At 39.3% G+C, this 12718-nt stretch carries 19 protein-coding genes; 2 read left to right on the top strand and 17 right to left on the bottom strand.

What is annotated here, in order from left to right:
• Positions 1 to 93: 93 nt before the first annotated feature.
• The 15 genes from R1Y93_RS07690 to R1Y93_RS07620 form a co-directional block, all read right to left on the bottom strand.
• Positions 94 to 276 carry a hypothetical protein gene (locus R1Y93_RS07690; RefSeq protein ID WP_500822342.1) on the bottom strand — a complete coding sequence of 61 codons (183 nt, stop codon included), beginning with the start codon at positions 274 to 276 and terminating at the stop codon, positions 94 to 96.
• Positions 277 to 422: 146 nt separating this feature from the next.
• Entirely contained in the window at positions 423 to 593 is a 171-nt protein-coding gene (locus tag R1Y93_RS07685; protein ID WP_500822341.1) for a hypothetical protein, read from the bottom strand.
• Positions 571 to 729, bottom strand: a complete 159-nt coding sequence (locus R1Y93_RS07680) for a hypothetical protein (RefSeq protein WP_500822339.1) — start codon at positions 727 to 729, stop codon at positions 571 to 573. Before R1Y93_RS07680 ends, R1Y93_RS07685 begins: the two co-directional genes overlap by 23 nt.
• The gene (locus tag R1Y93_RS07675) at positions 726 to 971 is read right to left on the bottom strand and encodes a hypothetical protein (protein ID WP_500822338.1); all 246 of its coding nucleotides are present in this window, start codon (positions 969 to 971) and stop codon (positions 726 to 728) included. Before R1Y93_RS07675 ends, R1Y93_RS07680 begins: the two co-directional genes overlap by 4 nt.
• Before the next feature lie 180 nt (positions 972 to 1151).
• Positions 1152 to 2096 (bottom strand): YqaJ viral recombinase family nuclease, encoded by a 945-nt coding sequence (locus R1Y93_RS07670; protein ID WP_500822336.1) that lies wholly within the window; start codon positions 2094 to 2096, stop codon positions 1152 to 1154.
• Positions 2093 to 2239, bottom strand: coding sequence for a hypothetical protein (locus R1Y93_RS07665; protein ID WP_500822335.1), 147 nt, complete (start codon positions 2237 to 2239; stop codon positions 2093 to 2095). The genes R1Y93_RS07670 and R1Y93_RS07665 overlap by 4 nt, the downstream gene beginning before the upstream one ends.
• 10 nt (positions 2240 to 2249) lie before the next feature.
• Positions 2250 to 2444 carry a hypothetical protein gene (locus R1Y93_RS07660; RefSeq protein WP_500822333.1) on the bottom strand — a complete coding sequence of 65 codons (195 nt, stop codon included), beginning with the start codon at positions 2442 to 2444 and terminating at the stop codon, positions 2250 to 2252.
• A 28-nt stretch (positions 2445 to 2472) separates the two neighbouring features.
• The gene (locus R1Y93_RS07655) at positions 2473 to 3183 is read right to left on the bottom strand and encodes a DUF932 domain-containing protein (RefSeq protein ID WP_500822332.1); all 711 of its coding nucleotides are present in this window, start codon (positions 3181 to 3183) and stop codon (positions 2473 to 2475) included.
• A 42-nt stretch (positions 3184 to 3225) separates the two neighbouring features.
• Positions 3226 to 3708 (bottom strand): JAB domain-containing protein, encoded by a 483-nt coding sequence (locus R1Y93_RS07650; protein ID WP_500822331.1) that lies wholly within the window; start codon positions 3706 to 3708, stop codon positions 3226 to 3228.
• A gap of 13 nt (positions 3709 to 3721) precedes the next feature.
• Positions 3722 to 4063, bottom strand: coding sequence for a hypothetical protein (locus R1Y93_RS07645; RefSeq protein WP_500822330.1), 342 nt, complete (start codon positions 4061 to 4063; stop codon positions 3722 to 3724).
• Between the two features lie 263 nt (positions 4064 to 4326).
• Entirely contained in the window at positions 4327 to 4509 is a 183-nt protein-coding gene (locus R1Y93_RS07640; protein WP_500822343.1) for a CatA-like O-acetyltransferase, read from the bottom strand.
• A 194-nt stretch (positions 4510 to 4703) separates the two neighbouring features.
• The gene (locus tag R1Y93_RS07635; protein WP_500822328.1) at positions 4704 to 5129 is read right to left on the bottom strand and encodes a bacteriohemerythrin; all 426 of its coding nucleotides are present in this window, start codon (positions 5127 to 5129) and stop codon (positions 4704 to 4706) included.
• Between the two features lie 76 nt (positions 5130 to 5205).
• Positions 5206 to 5370, bottom strand: a complete 165-nt coding sequence (gene rd, locus R1Y93_RS07630) for a rubredoxin (protein WP_005608410.1) — start codon at positions 5368 to 5370, stop codon at positions 5206 to 5208.
• Between the two features lie 386 nt (positions 5371 to 5756).
• Positions 5757 to 6068: a group II intron maturase-specific domain-containing protein gene (locus R1Y93_RS07625; protein WP_500822327.1), complete on the bottom strand. Its 312-nt coding sequence runs from the start codon at positions 6066 to 6068 to the stop codon at positions 5757 to 5759.
• 1100 nt (positions 6069 to 7168) lie between these two features.
• On the bottom strand, positions 7169 to 9775 hold the full coding sequence (locus tag R1Y93_RS07620; RefSeq protein ID WP_500822325.1) for a hypothetical protein: 2607 nt from the start codon (positions 9773 to 9775) through the stop codon (positions 7169 to 7171).
• A gap of 343 nt (positions 9776 to 10118) precedes the next feature.
• Between R1Y93_RS07620 and R1Y93_RS07615 the strand changes: the two genes are divergently transcribed.
• A complete protein-coding gene (locus tag R1Y93_RS07615) occupies positions 10119 to 10334 on the top strand; it encodes a helix-turn-helix domain-containing protein (RefSeq protein WP_173729268.1) in 216 nt (71 codons plus the stop codon).
• Positions 10335 to 10394: 60 nt separating this feature from the next.
• On the opposite strand, the gene R1Y93_RS07610 is transcribed toward R1Y93_RS07615, so the two are convergent.
• Positions 10395 to 10880 (bottom strand): hypothetical protein, encoded by a 486-nt coding sequence (locus R1Y93_RS07610; protein WP_500822324.1) that lies wholly within the window; start codon positions 10878 to 10880, stop codon positions 10395 to 10397.
• A gap of 151 nt (positions 10881 to 11031) precedes the next feature.
• On the bottom strand, positions 11032 to 12210 hold the full coding sequence (locus R1Y93_RS07605; protein WP_500822323.1) for an Ig-like domain-containing protein: 1179 nt from the start codon (positions 12208 to 12210) through the stop codon (positions 11032 to 11034).
• Between the two features lie 157 nt (positions 12211 to 12367).
• Here R1Y93_RS07605 and tnpA point away from each other — a divergent pair.
• The coding region (gene tnpA, locus R1Y93_RS07600) for an IS66 family insertion sequence element accessory protein TnpA (protein WP_500822321.1) at positions 12368 to 12718 on the top strand (351 nt) is incomplete at its 3' end.

Genomic DNA, 12718 nt, shown 5'->3' with positions numbered 1-12718 from the left:
GCATTCTGATCTTTTCCAGCCCCCTGATTTCCTTATGTGCCTCTATTTCCCTTATGATTTCTTCTGCAATCTGCCTTATACTGTACCCGGATCTTATAAGCCCGGTACATACTTGTCGTAGTCGCACCAAATCTTATCGGCTCGTTTCCTTCCTGAATCACCAGACTCTTCTTCCAGCATATTGCCATCTGCCGGTTCATAACAGGCATATTCTTTTTCAGTAAGGCGTTCCTCTATCTCTGCTAACATCTGATTTTTAAATTCCATGTAATCCATCTGCAATTCCTCCGTTATTTTTACTCTTTGTAGCTCCGCAGCGGTACTTCTGACTGCCGTGCACTCTCTTTTCTTGGGTCTGACATAACTAAATGCTGCGTCATCCCATATCTACAATTTCCAGCTTCTCGATTAGCCGTCCATAATCAGGCGGCTGATTTTGTTCGTTTCAGTCCATTCAGTGCTCTTTTCCTTGATACCTCATCCAGTTCGCAAAGAGACTTAACACCATACCGCTTTAGAATCTGTTCCTCTGGCACTTTCGTCCTTTCCAGCTCCCTGGACAGTTCCTGCTCATTCCTCGTTTGCATCTCCATTGTTCTTCTCTGCAGCGTTTAAGTTTCCCCATCTGAAAACCTCTGCTTTCTTTCTCTGATTGATAACCGAAATCCCTGTGATGACCTCTATCCGCCCGAAAATAGTGATTGCACTTACACTGAAACTGTCTTTCACAACCTTCTTCCGGTCTTTCTCTGTAACCACCACTTGAGCTGGCCGGGCATAAAAACGAAGGGAGCCGTATACAGCTCCCTTCCAATCCCCAGATTCACGCACGCTCTTTTGAACGAATCCGAAGCAGCACTTTTCTCCTTCTCAAAATCCCCTGTTGTTCCCACATCCTGCTTGGAAATCCAGGTCTTTTTCTCCGGGTCCCAGATACTCACGGTACAGTACAGGGAATTTCCAATCATCATATGGCTTCTCTGCCAGCCATATATGCCAAAGACTTCATCCAGGATTGCCTGGTCTACCCTTGCATTCTTATATAACAGAAGCGAGATTCCTTTTTCACCGATACTTCCTACCCTGCATTCGATTTCATCTGCATGTAAGTCTTCTCATCTTCGATTCCACAGCCATAGTACCAGCCCCCTTTAAGACGCAATAGACAGGGTGCGGTAAGCATTTACACTGGTATACTGGTTATACATCTCCGGCTTCTCTGCTTTCAGCCTCTTAGAATCCAGTAAATTCTTCTCAATCCGTTTCCAGCGTACAATCTGCCCATTGTCAAATTTTCCCTCTTCATGCTCCCCAAGGGCAGCTTTTAGCTGATTGGAAGGGCCGGTTTTCCGCTTCTCCATATCCTTCAGCTGGTCACTTACATCCTGGTATTCCTCCAGGACTTTCACCAGGGAACGGTCAAGCGGGACACTGTCCTTCACGGATTCCTTATACTTTCTGTCCAGAAACTCTTTCGTTGCCTCAGAATCATCTATCTCCTGGCGGATATCGCACTTTACGTTATACTCCCAGAACTTTTTCTCTGCATAGACCAGGTCAGCAATCATCTCTTCATCACGCAAGATTGTATAATATATAAAATGGTTGCCGCCGATCAGAGCCGCAATGTACGCTTTCTGCATATTGCAGACTGCCAGGTAATGCTGTACCTGCATCATGTACTCTGTAGGAATCTTTCCATTTTTCCATTCATCCTCACGGTACTGACTGACAGTCTTGGCTTCAAAAATACATTTTTCACCACGCTCATCTGTAACAATCCCGTCCACATCCGCGAACATAAACGGAAACCGGGGATGGAACATCATAAAATGTTTCTGCCGTACCTTCAGACCTGTACGGTTCATAAATTCCTTACGGATAATCCCCTCCATCACATTGCCCCAGTATGTATACTCATTGGAGTTCTCCTGCACCGGTGTTTTGCCAGTCTTGTCTTCCCACAGCTGCTGGATGGAACGCCAGGGATTCTTCCCCATCACCACGGAAGCATCAGAGCCTCCGATACCATTTCTGCGGAGTTCCAGCCACTCTTCCCTTGTTAAATCTTTTGTCGGAATCATAATATTCTTCATTCTGCATTCTCCCCTGTAAAAATATCTATTACTTTCCTGAACTGGTTTACAACTACCAAAACATCAAATACCAGGATACAAATACCTGTTATGATCTCAAAAATCTTCATCCTTGCCTCCTGACAGACTGCGAAATTTTTCATCTGCTCCCCCTTATGCTGCCAGCACCATCTGATAAGCCCTGTCGATCAGCGGATTTCCGTCTGCGGTTCTGGCAAAGATATTCTCTTTATAGTTTGCAGTCTTTCTTCTTGGGGTAGAATGGGTTGCAAAATCCGATACTGCATTGATAAAGCGGTAGCCATTGTTTCCTACGTCTTTCAGATCGGGAGCGTCAAAGTAGCGCATTCTCATGTCTTCTCTCAGTCTTTCTATGCTACGCTTCTGCTGTGGGGTGAAATTTTCTTCTACCGGAAGCAGAATCTCGATATAATCCATGACCTGTTTTTTCAGACAGCCTGATTCCCCTCAGATTTTCAAACTCTTTTCCAAGAGCAGACATATACTCGTCTGCCAGGAACAGGGTATTCTTCGCTTCCTCGATCTTTCCGCTGATATCCCCTGTGTGGATCATAGACCAGCTCCGCTTTGCCGTGCGCAGGGCAAGGTTAAGCGTATTATTGCATACTACACGGATAGGGGTAAGCGCCGTCTTCACCGCACCGGAACCGTCATGGGTATTGGAAAATACCATGTATGGGCTGATACGCTCGCCGGCAATGATATATTCCCTTGGAAACCTTGCAAGCAGCCATACCCTTCTTCCCTCCTGCAGGGAGCCTGCTGTTTCGTAGCGCACGCCCTCTCCTAACAGGGCATCTGTAAATGCAAAGGCTTCCTCATTCTGGATGACCTTGTAACGGTCTGTGACCACGCCTAATATCTTTCTGTCAGAATCCCTTACATTTGCCTTATAGCCCTGGATCAGCTCGTCATTCTCCGTATAGACAGGTTCCTGGAGGACTTTCCAGTTCAGCCCGGCAATCCGCAGTGCTTCCCTTGATTCCGGTGCTTCTGCCACCAGTGTTCCCAGTCCGTGCCATGGTTTCTCTCTTGTATAAAACATTGTTTCAACATCTGCAGCCATAATTTCATTCTCCTTTTTTCCATTGATTTTTATTCGTTCTTTCTACTGCTTCTTTTTATCAAACATCCTGCTCATGGTTTCATTAAGCTTTTCCTCGTCCTGTTCTTTTATGCTGTAAACCTCTCCCTGGCTGCTGATAATAATATGATCCAGTAACGGAATCCCCAGCATGACACCGCAGGCTTCCAGCCTTGCAGTCAGGTCTATATCTTCCTTACTCGCTTTTGCTCTGCCTCCCGGGTGGTTATGAAAACAGAAAATTCCGTATGCATTCGCCATAATTGCTGACTTAAATATATCTGCCGGTTCTGCATAGCACACATTTTTACTGTCTTTAGCAACCATTTCCATTAATACAGGCTCCAGTTCCCCATTCACAGCACAAACATAGAGCAGTTCCTTATCCTGCTTGCCGAAAAAAGAGGCTGCAAAACCTGCAGCCTCCTCTGTTGTTGTAATACCTGTGTTTCCATCTTTCCCCTCGTATATACGGAGCCTTCCCTTACCAGCTCCGTATGTACACACATGACTCTCTTCTTCATGCTGCCTCCGTTTCTTCCTGCTCCATGAGCAGCCCAATTTCCTTGATCCCGGTATCCATGCTGTTTTCCAGTTCCAGCTGGAAAGAATCTCCTTTTCCCATCCACCTGGCATAAAAGAACTGGATCACATTTGGCAGAACCAGGAGACAGCGCAGGACCTCTGATTTCATCTCACCGCTCTTTTCCAGCAAAGTCTCTGCAATATTCTCCCGGCAGTTGATCTGATACGCCCTCTGGTAAATCCTCTCTGAGGCTAACTGTAATACTCGCTTCTTATACTGCTTCCGTTCCAGCTTGATCTTGGCATTGAACAGCCTTACAATTTCATCCTCTCCCATGTTTCATCACCTCCTGTTTTCGTTTTTCTCAATCTTTCTTTGTGCCGCCGAGAACATTACCGATTGTATCTGCAACCTTACCCAGCAGTTCAAATAACAGTTCCCATGAAAAATCCATTGGCATAACTCCTTTCTCTGATATATTTGGACATGAAAAAAGCAAAGGAATGTTTCAGCCTTTGCTTTTTCATAATTATAATATGTAATTGAAATTTTGAACTTGTTTTTACACTGCTCCAATTCCACAAACTGGAACTTGATTGTTAAAAACTTGCCAAATATTTTTCTAATGAATCTACAAACTCACCAATATGAATTCCATCAATAAATGAGTAATGAGTCTGTACAGATATAGGCACCATTATCCTTACATCTTTTTCCCAATACTTTCCCCAGTCAAATAAAGGTGTGGTATTATTTTTTAGCTGAATTTGTATGAGAAACATGTACATATTTTATTCGCAGCTAGGGGAACATTGAAAAATATCATTCCCAAGTGGGCCTGTGAAATAGGGTTCTTGTTTATTTGTAATCTTCTTAGCATTGACACAGTATTCTCTAAGGTTATCCATCATAGGAATATTCACCCTTTTGTCTGAATTCTCCGAGGGAACACCTTCCCTGTTTTATTTTAGTATCGTTATGGATTTTCTCTCATAAAGATAAATTCTGCTACAGAGCGGTCATATGTTTTAATGTGTCCAAACAGCCAGTCAATCACATTCTTCTGTACAAGTTCACTGAACCGATCAGTTGGTCCTTCATAATCCTGAAGGTATTCATGCAGTTCCTGAATTGTCTTTTTAAACTCTTCATGTTTTTCATGATGGTTTTCACGCTCTGGATAACCGGATTTTTCCTGAAGCTTTTCCTCTTCTTTGAAATGAAAGTCAGTATATTCATCCAGATAATCCAGCATTTTGATTGCTTTTACTTTGCTGTCGCCATTTTGACAGGCAGTTACAAAGTTCTGGATACGGTCGATCAATTCTTTATGCTGGGTATCAATTGTTTCATTTCCTGTTACTAAATTGTCATCAAAGGTAATATTTAAATCGTAAGTCATAATCTGGTCTCCATTTCTTTTTATATGTTCTCTTGGGATTTTTTGTGTCTGTCAGTTTCACACCTGCATTTTCTGCTTAGTCTTCTACAGGAACAAAAACATCTTTTCCTAATCCACAGATCGGGCATACCCAGTCATCTGGAATATCCTCAAATGCAGTTCCTGGAGCGATACCTCCGTCTGGATCGCCTACTGCCGGATCATAAATATAGCCACATGGTTCACATTCATATTTTTTCATAGTTATTTTTTCCTTTTCAATGTTGATTCATTTTGTTAATAGATTCCTACTGAATTTTTCAGTATTTTGTTGCTTTTTTATGTATGTCTGTATTATACATGATACTTTCTATTTTGTCAATAATAGTAATTGTTATTATTTTTATTTTGTGTATTTTAAATTCAGTAATATCTGACTAAAATGTTACGAAAAAGACTGGTTCTACACTATCTCTGAAAATCTGGCAGTGCATTGCTCTTTCTCATGTAGCATCATTCATTATCCTATATGAATTTGCCATATATATTCCTCCAGTCGAGTAGACTTACACCTCGCAATGTAAGCCCCTCACAGAACCATACGTGCGGCTTTCCCGCATACGGCTCTTCATAATAATATTTACAGTTTCAAAACAAGCTGACATAAATCTTTGGCATTACCAATGGATAATATTTCAGCATTTCAATGAATCCTTCTCTTGTATAACTCTTTCTGTCACTTCGTCTATTCAGCACCTTAAACAGAAGTTCTCTCACTTGTTGTTTGTAGTTTGAAATCATTCTGCCATTAAAACTTATGCCATAGTACCTATAATGACCTATTAGTTTCAGATTTAGCATACCCATTAGTTTCTTCAGCGGTTGGTCTCTATTCGCATATAACCATACCTTGATGTCTCGAATTTTCTGTCTGAATTTCTTAGAGCTTGTCTTTGGCATTATATATGGCATGCCTTTGCGTGAACGCCCACAATAGAATGTGAATCCCAGAAAATCAAATGTTTGTAATCTGATACACTCACCGCTCTTTTGCTTTGCCCTTGCAATATAAGCACCGCTTTGTAAGAGACGACTTTTACTATCTTCTAATTGTACCTAACTTTTCCATTCTATCTGCAAGTAAATACACCTCCGTTCATCATTACTGGTTTTATTTTACCTTCAATCCCAGCATTTTATCAGAGGTATATTATGCAAGTATTTAGTTGTGTCTTAAAAAGTATTTATACAAAAAAAGAAAATTTACTAAAGCGAAGATATGTTCCGATTCTTATGTATCGTGTTTTACTGATACCAACTATAATAACAAATTTATTCTACCATATATGAGTTATTTTATCTAATATAATAATCTTCCATCGCACTACTATTTGAGGATGAATCTTTTTCATTTCTTTAGTTATAAAAACAGCCTAATAATAATGCAATTATCAGTGTCCTTGTTTTATCGACTCGGTTATTGTCACTCTGCTATCGCATCGTGCCAAAACCTCGTGGGAGATTATAATTAGCCTTCTCTTATCAAGTTAAATATAATCAGTTTCACGGATAGAAATCTTTGAGAAATTTCACTGTAAAGTCTTGAGGCAAATGCCTAGGCGACCAGGCTCTATCGCTTCGCGCGAGCCCGGTCTTTATGCATTTGCCTCAATCCTTCCCACTGAAATTTTCAAACATTTCTACCCATGTCGCATATTAACATATTATTGCTTTTAGCAAATCAATAGTCACAAATGCCAATGACATTTGTGACCTTCTCAACATCTCTTTCACGGAATATACGCCCTCTCCCAAACACACATGTCCAGAATACTGCCAGACATGTCTCCGTCCAACCGAAGTGTCTGATTCCCGCCTAGCCAGAAATTATAATATTTCTGGCTAACTGCCAGGCAGATGTATCAATCCTGGCAGTGCCCGATTCGTATATTCCTCTCCATATTATCATTTTAAGTATGTTGCCTATAATATTTTAAGGGATGACTGTCAACCCTGTTCGATCAGAGTCCGCCATATATATGTTTCTGACGAATTTATTCTTAATATTCCATCGTCTCATTCTGGATTATTTCATCTTCGTTTTTCTCTGTATCCTCTTCTGTTTTTACTTTCAGATATGGATTCTCAATAATTTCAGCCTGCTGGCAGGGGTAATTGGAAAAAACATATACGGTACAATTCTCTCTTAATAGTCTTGCTCTTCCCACAGCCTGTTCCAGTTCTGACTCAATAAAGAAAAGCTGCATATTTCTCATTTTCCCATCACCATAGCTCATCATAGGAAAACTATATCCGCTTCTCTCCACACGGTATCTGTGTAAACTGCCGCTTGTATCATACCCAAGCATTGCTCCTACCAGTTCATATAGAACTGGAGAATTATGTGGTGTACCTATTACAGCTATATCCATTCCACGATATACATTAAATCCCTCAGTCTTACCAAAATGAATTTCTGAGTCTGATGCCAGCATTTTAAAGGTGATAATCGGAATATCCCCGATATACTTTTCCTTTATCTCTTCCAGAACATCTGTCCCTCCATTTTTATTGAAAAAAGCTCTGCTGAGAGTATGTGCCGTGTACTGGAGCACCTTTCCTTTATATTCAGCCTTGTATACTTCTCTGAAATTAATGGTTTTTCCAGAGAAGTAATCCTCATATAAAGTTCTGTCAGCAGTTGCTGATAATATAGTCATCTTACTACAGTCTCCGAAATCATACTTCCTAATAAACACAATTTCCTTCTTATTTTTGCACATGATAACATGGGTACTATCAAACAACTTCGGAACCGGTCCTGTAAACTCATTTCTTTGCTCATACAGCTTTTCCAAAACTGATCCTGATAGACTGGTGAAATTGACCTGAAGGGTTTCTTCATTATCCAGTTCTAAAATTCTCTCAAGCTGCTCTCTATTATCCGCATCTATAAATGGCAGTTCCAATAATTTCTCAATATCTGACAGCGGTAAACTGCTTGTAAAATGAAATAATGTCATAAGCAGGTCTTCATCAATGATAATTTCATAGTCCTGCATTTTGTATAATTCTTTCATTAAAAAAAGCGCATGTGTCGTAACAATACACCGCGCTCCGCTGTAGCCTATTTTTCTTTTTTTCAGTATCTCGTTAAATATCTCTAACTGTCTTGGGGATAGTTCATCCATATGTTCCTTTTTATATTCCAGTATGGTCTTTTTTCCTCTCTTGGTGAACCCCTTGGAAAAGTCCTTGTTAAGTTTCTCCTCTAAATCCGGAAGACCTAATTGTGCAATCTTGGTATACATACTTTCTGTTATTTCACACTCAACACCTTTGGCTTCTATTCTTTCAGCCACCTCGCGCTGCAGCTTGATTGTCGGTACTGCTATGATAAATTTCTTACCTATCCAGTTTTTTACAATCTCAGCGTACTGTTCCGTTTTTCCTAAAGCCGTCTGTGCTTTTATAATGTGGATATCTGCATTTCTGGCAGCTACCGCTTCCTCAAGCATTTTTTTTAGCACAGATACACATTTATCAATTTTGTAAAAAACCTCTGTATTTTCTAATTTTCTGATTTTCCTACTTGCTTTGTCATAGAGGGATTTACCTTTACAGTTATTATAATATGGACAGGTTGTCTTTGAATTTTCACAGTACATAGGGCTGCCATTTAATATATTATGTTTTCTATTCTGGTTTAAAGTATGGTTCCATTTACCAGTACGTTTCTGCAAATTATCAAAAAATAATTTTTTTCCACCTTTTATATGTACCAGACTGGTCACAAGAAGGAACTCCTGGTCATAATGTATGTCTTTTCCATTAACAAAGTCTTTTAACAGAGAACATAGTTTACATAATGATTCCTGGTCATATCCGGTCAGTGTTGGAATATCCTTTCTTATTTTCCGCTCTTTCGCAGAATCTCCAGCATACGCTTTATCTTCGCTATATGGAATCATGATTATACCGTTATCATTAATTTTGTCTTCAATTCCTTCTAAATCAAATTCATTCTCATTGTAAATACATAGTTCTCCGTTCTTAACACATATCCCGCTCTTTTTCCCAAGTCTTTTTAGTTCCTTACTATTATTACGCCCCTTTGTCTCCCAATAATAAATTTCCAGATTCCGTGCAAGCTCAACAATATTAATTTTCGCGCCCGGATTCTTCTCTATTATCCCTTTTCCTCCGAGAAAATACTTGCCTAAATTAAGGTAGTCTGCATCCACAGTTGAAAAAAATGCCTTTAGCAGAACATTAGCAGCTTTCGCAAATGCAGGATTCTTTATCTCGTGATCCATCAGGAAAACAGCTGCAAATCCCTTTTTGCTTGCACAGCTTCCAAGTGTTTTATATGTAAAAGTATAGGACAAGCTATATTTTTCGCACTTTTCTTTAAACTCACGATATTTCAGATCACCATTAAATTCCAATACTAAAAGCGTCTGTCCTACAAAGTTTCCCTCATCTGTTCCACCATCTAATAAAGCCCTGCAAAAAGCCTGTCCATTATTTCCAACACTCTCTATAATTTCTTCTATCGTTAAATCTTGAATACTCTCTCTCTTCTTAAAACGGTCAGCGATCAGTCCCTTATGTAATGAAGCAAGTGTCATATCCTTATATTTGTTAGAATCTACATTTACGTACATTGTACTTCCTTTCCGATAAATTTCATGCTGACACATACTTTATTCAAGCTAAACTGGTCACTCTGGGGACATGGTATGGCAGTTTGTAAGCAAACGAGGAATGTTCTATTTAAACACTATAAGCTTTTTTATTAAATACACATTTTCTTACAATCTGCTCATATCAGCTCTCAACAGCTCCAGTTACGGTTCATATAAGTGTTTGAGCTTGAGAAAACTTTATATGGCATTTGAAATTCATCTATAGCATTTTTACAGGACTGTTCTGCTTATATTTATTTCTTACAAAACTAACCTTACTCACATATAAATAAAACCAAATATCAGACAGGAGGTAAAAATTATGCCAACCACATCTAATCCAGTACCTGCAGGGAAGGAAGATTCTATTTTGACCGTTTTAGGTGTCTCAGAAGTTGCTGAGTATCTCGGAGTGGGAAAGAACAGAGTTTATGAATTGCTTAATGACGGCAGCCTTAAAGGATTCCGCATGGGGGCTACCTGGAAGATTAGCAGAATGGCTTTGGAGAATTATATCCTGAATGCTTCTCAATTATGATTCAAATAAAAAAGCAAACAGGGCATGTCACGCTGACATGCCCCGTAACACCACTATTCCTTAGTAACAGAAAAACATCCAATCTTTATAATCCTGGTATTTGCAGTTTCTTAGTGATCTCTCAAATTTGTCATAATTAGTATATCCAATATACCTACCATTCTTACGAGGAATATAATCATATCCTCCCTGGTTAAATTCACTTAAGGATTCATACTTATATGTATATCTATAGACAAGTTTAAGCTTCGTTCCTTTCATTTGGTAAACGTCATATCCACTAGACTCTCTATCCTGTGTCCATTGTAATACAAGATATTTCTTATTTTTTTGCTGAGAAACAGATGATATTCCAATATAGCCTTTTTTAGACGCCATTCTTACAACTTTACCTTTTTTATAGGTATATACAAGAACGCCATATTTAGTACCATTAGGATATTGAACCACAAGTTCTGGGATACCATCCTTATTGATATCGACAAAAGTATCCATAGTTTCTCCCTGACCTGTATAACGTCTGGAATCCCAAATATGTTTTTTCAAAATTTTTCATATGCTTTAGCAACTGTTTTCTTTGAAGGCTTTTAGCCGCTGATACAGGAACTGTTATCAGCAAACAACACATCATAGCCAATACAATAATTAAAGCTCTTTTTGCACTTTTCTTCATGTTAAAGTCCTCCTTGTTTTTGTTTTATTTTTTGATTTTCACTTTTTTAATGGCAGAATATTTTCCATACACAACCTGACCTGTAGAATCTGTTTGGTATGCTCTTACCTTTACATAATATGTTTTGCCCTTCTTCAATCCTTTTAACGTTCTGGATTTAGCCTTGGTTTTAACGGTTGTGCGATTCTTCTTCACTTTTTTATCAGTTGAATAAACAATTTCATATCCAGAAGCTCCGCTTACTGCTTTATACTTAACAAGAGCTTTCTTTCCAGATTTATTTGCAAAGGAAGTAATGGTTGTCTTTCCGACACTTACCTTTTTCCATTTTGCATAGAAAGTGGTATTTCCTACATTTCCGGAAGTAATCTGAGTAACTTTCTTTTTAAATCCCTTATCACTATACCAGCCACTGAAAGTGTACCCCCTTCTGGTTGGATTTAACAGATTAGTTGTATTTCCATAAAATGTAGCTGGATTACCGCCATTATTTGTACCACCATTTAAGTTATAACGAACTGTATTATATACTGTCACTACGCAGGACGCTGAGACCATATCTCTGTCTTGAGCTGTCACAGTAATTCTTGCCGTACCACAGCGATTAGCCATCATGTTTCCATTAGAATCAACTTCCACTACAGCTGGATTACTACTCTGCCATCTCAAAGCTTTATTTTCAGCATCACCTGGAGTAATAACTGGTGCTACTGAAAAGGCAGTCCCTTGTTTTACGCTTTTTTCACCTGCAATGTCTATCTCTGTAACATATTTTATCACACGTTCCTGTACTGTTAATATGCAAGTTGCAGATACCGTTCCTCGATCAGCAGCTGTAACCATAATGTCAGTTGTTCCAACAGCTTTAGCCGTTACATTTCCTTTTTCATCAACAGTAGCTACATACGGATTACTACTACTCCATGTCACACTCGGATCTTCAGCATCAGATGGAGTGATCTCTGGGGTTAATGCAAAAGATTCCCCTTCTGTTACTGTCTTCGTTGTTGGTAAGGTAATAGCTGTAACATATTTATATAGACGCTGATTCAGATTAAAAGAGTAATCATCAACAAATTGTAATTCTGAATATTTAGAAACATTCTCTACCCTTACATAGTATACTCCAGCTGGGCAAAAAATCTCTTTTGTTTTTAAATATGGGTTTTCTGTATTTGAAGCCTCTGATAATACATTTTCCATACTACTGTCATACAACCCAATTTTTAATGGTAAGCGCTTAAATCTTGGGTAGCTTTACCGTCTACGTTTTTGAACTCATAATGATAGTAAATAGATTTTTCATGAACCACATCTGCCTTGATAGGAGATAGAATTTACTACATTTGGAGGTTTCATTATGAGTAATAAACGTGCTCCAGGGCGTTCCCTGGACGAATGGATGGAACTGGTAACCGAATGCAGACAAAGCGGCCTGACAGATGCTGCATGGTGTAATGAGCATGGGATATCTCCCAGCTGCTTTTACAATGCAGTTACCCGTCTCCGCAAAAAAGCCTGTCAGATACCGGATCCAGCCCCCAAAACCAGCACTCTTGACCTTACGTCCCATAAACAGGATGTAGTCCAGATTGCTATAGAACCGGAGTCTTCTCCGGCAGGACTGATCCCAGATAATGGAAACAGACCTATGCACCTTGACAATTCACATACGATTGAAATCTTGAAGCAGACGGATTGCTTATACGAA

Source organism: Blautia sp. HA3515 (assembly GCF_059933065.1).
The sequence above is the reverse complement of the archived record's forward strand: the minus strand, read 5'-3'. Positions and strand labels throughout refer to the sequence as shown.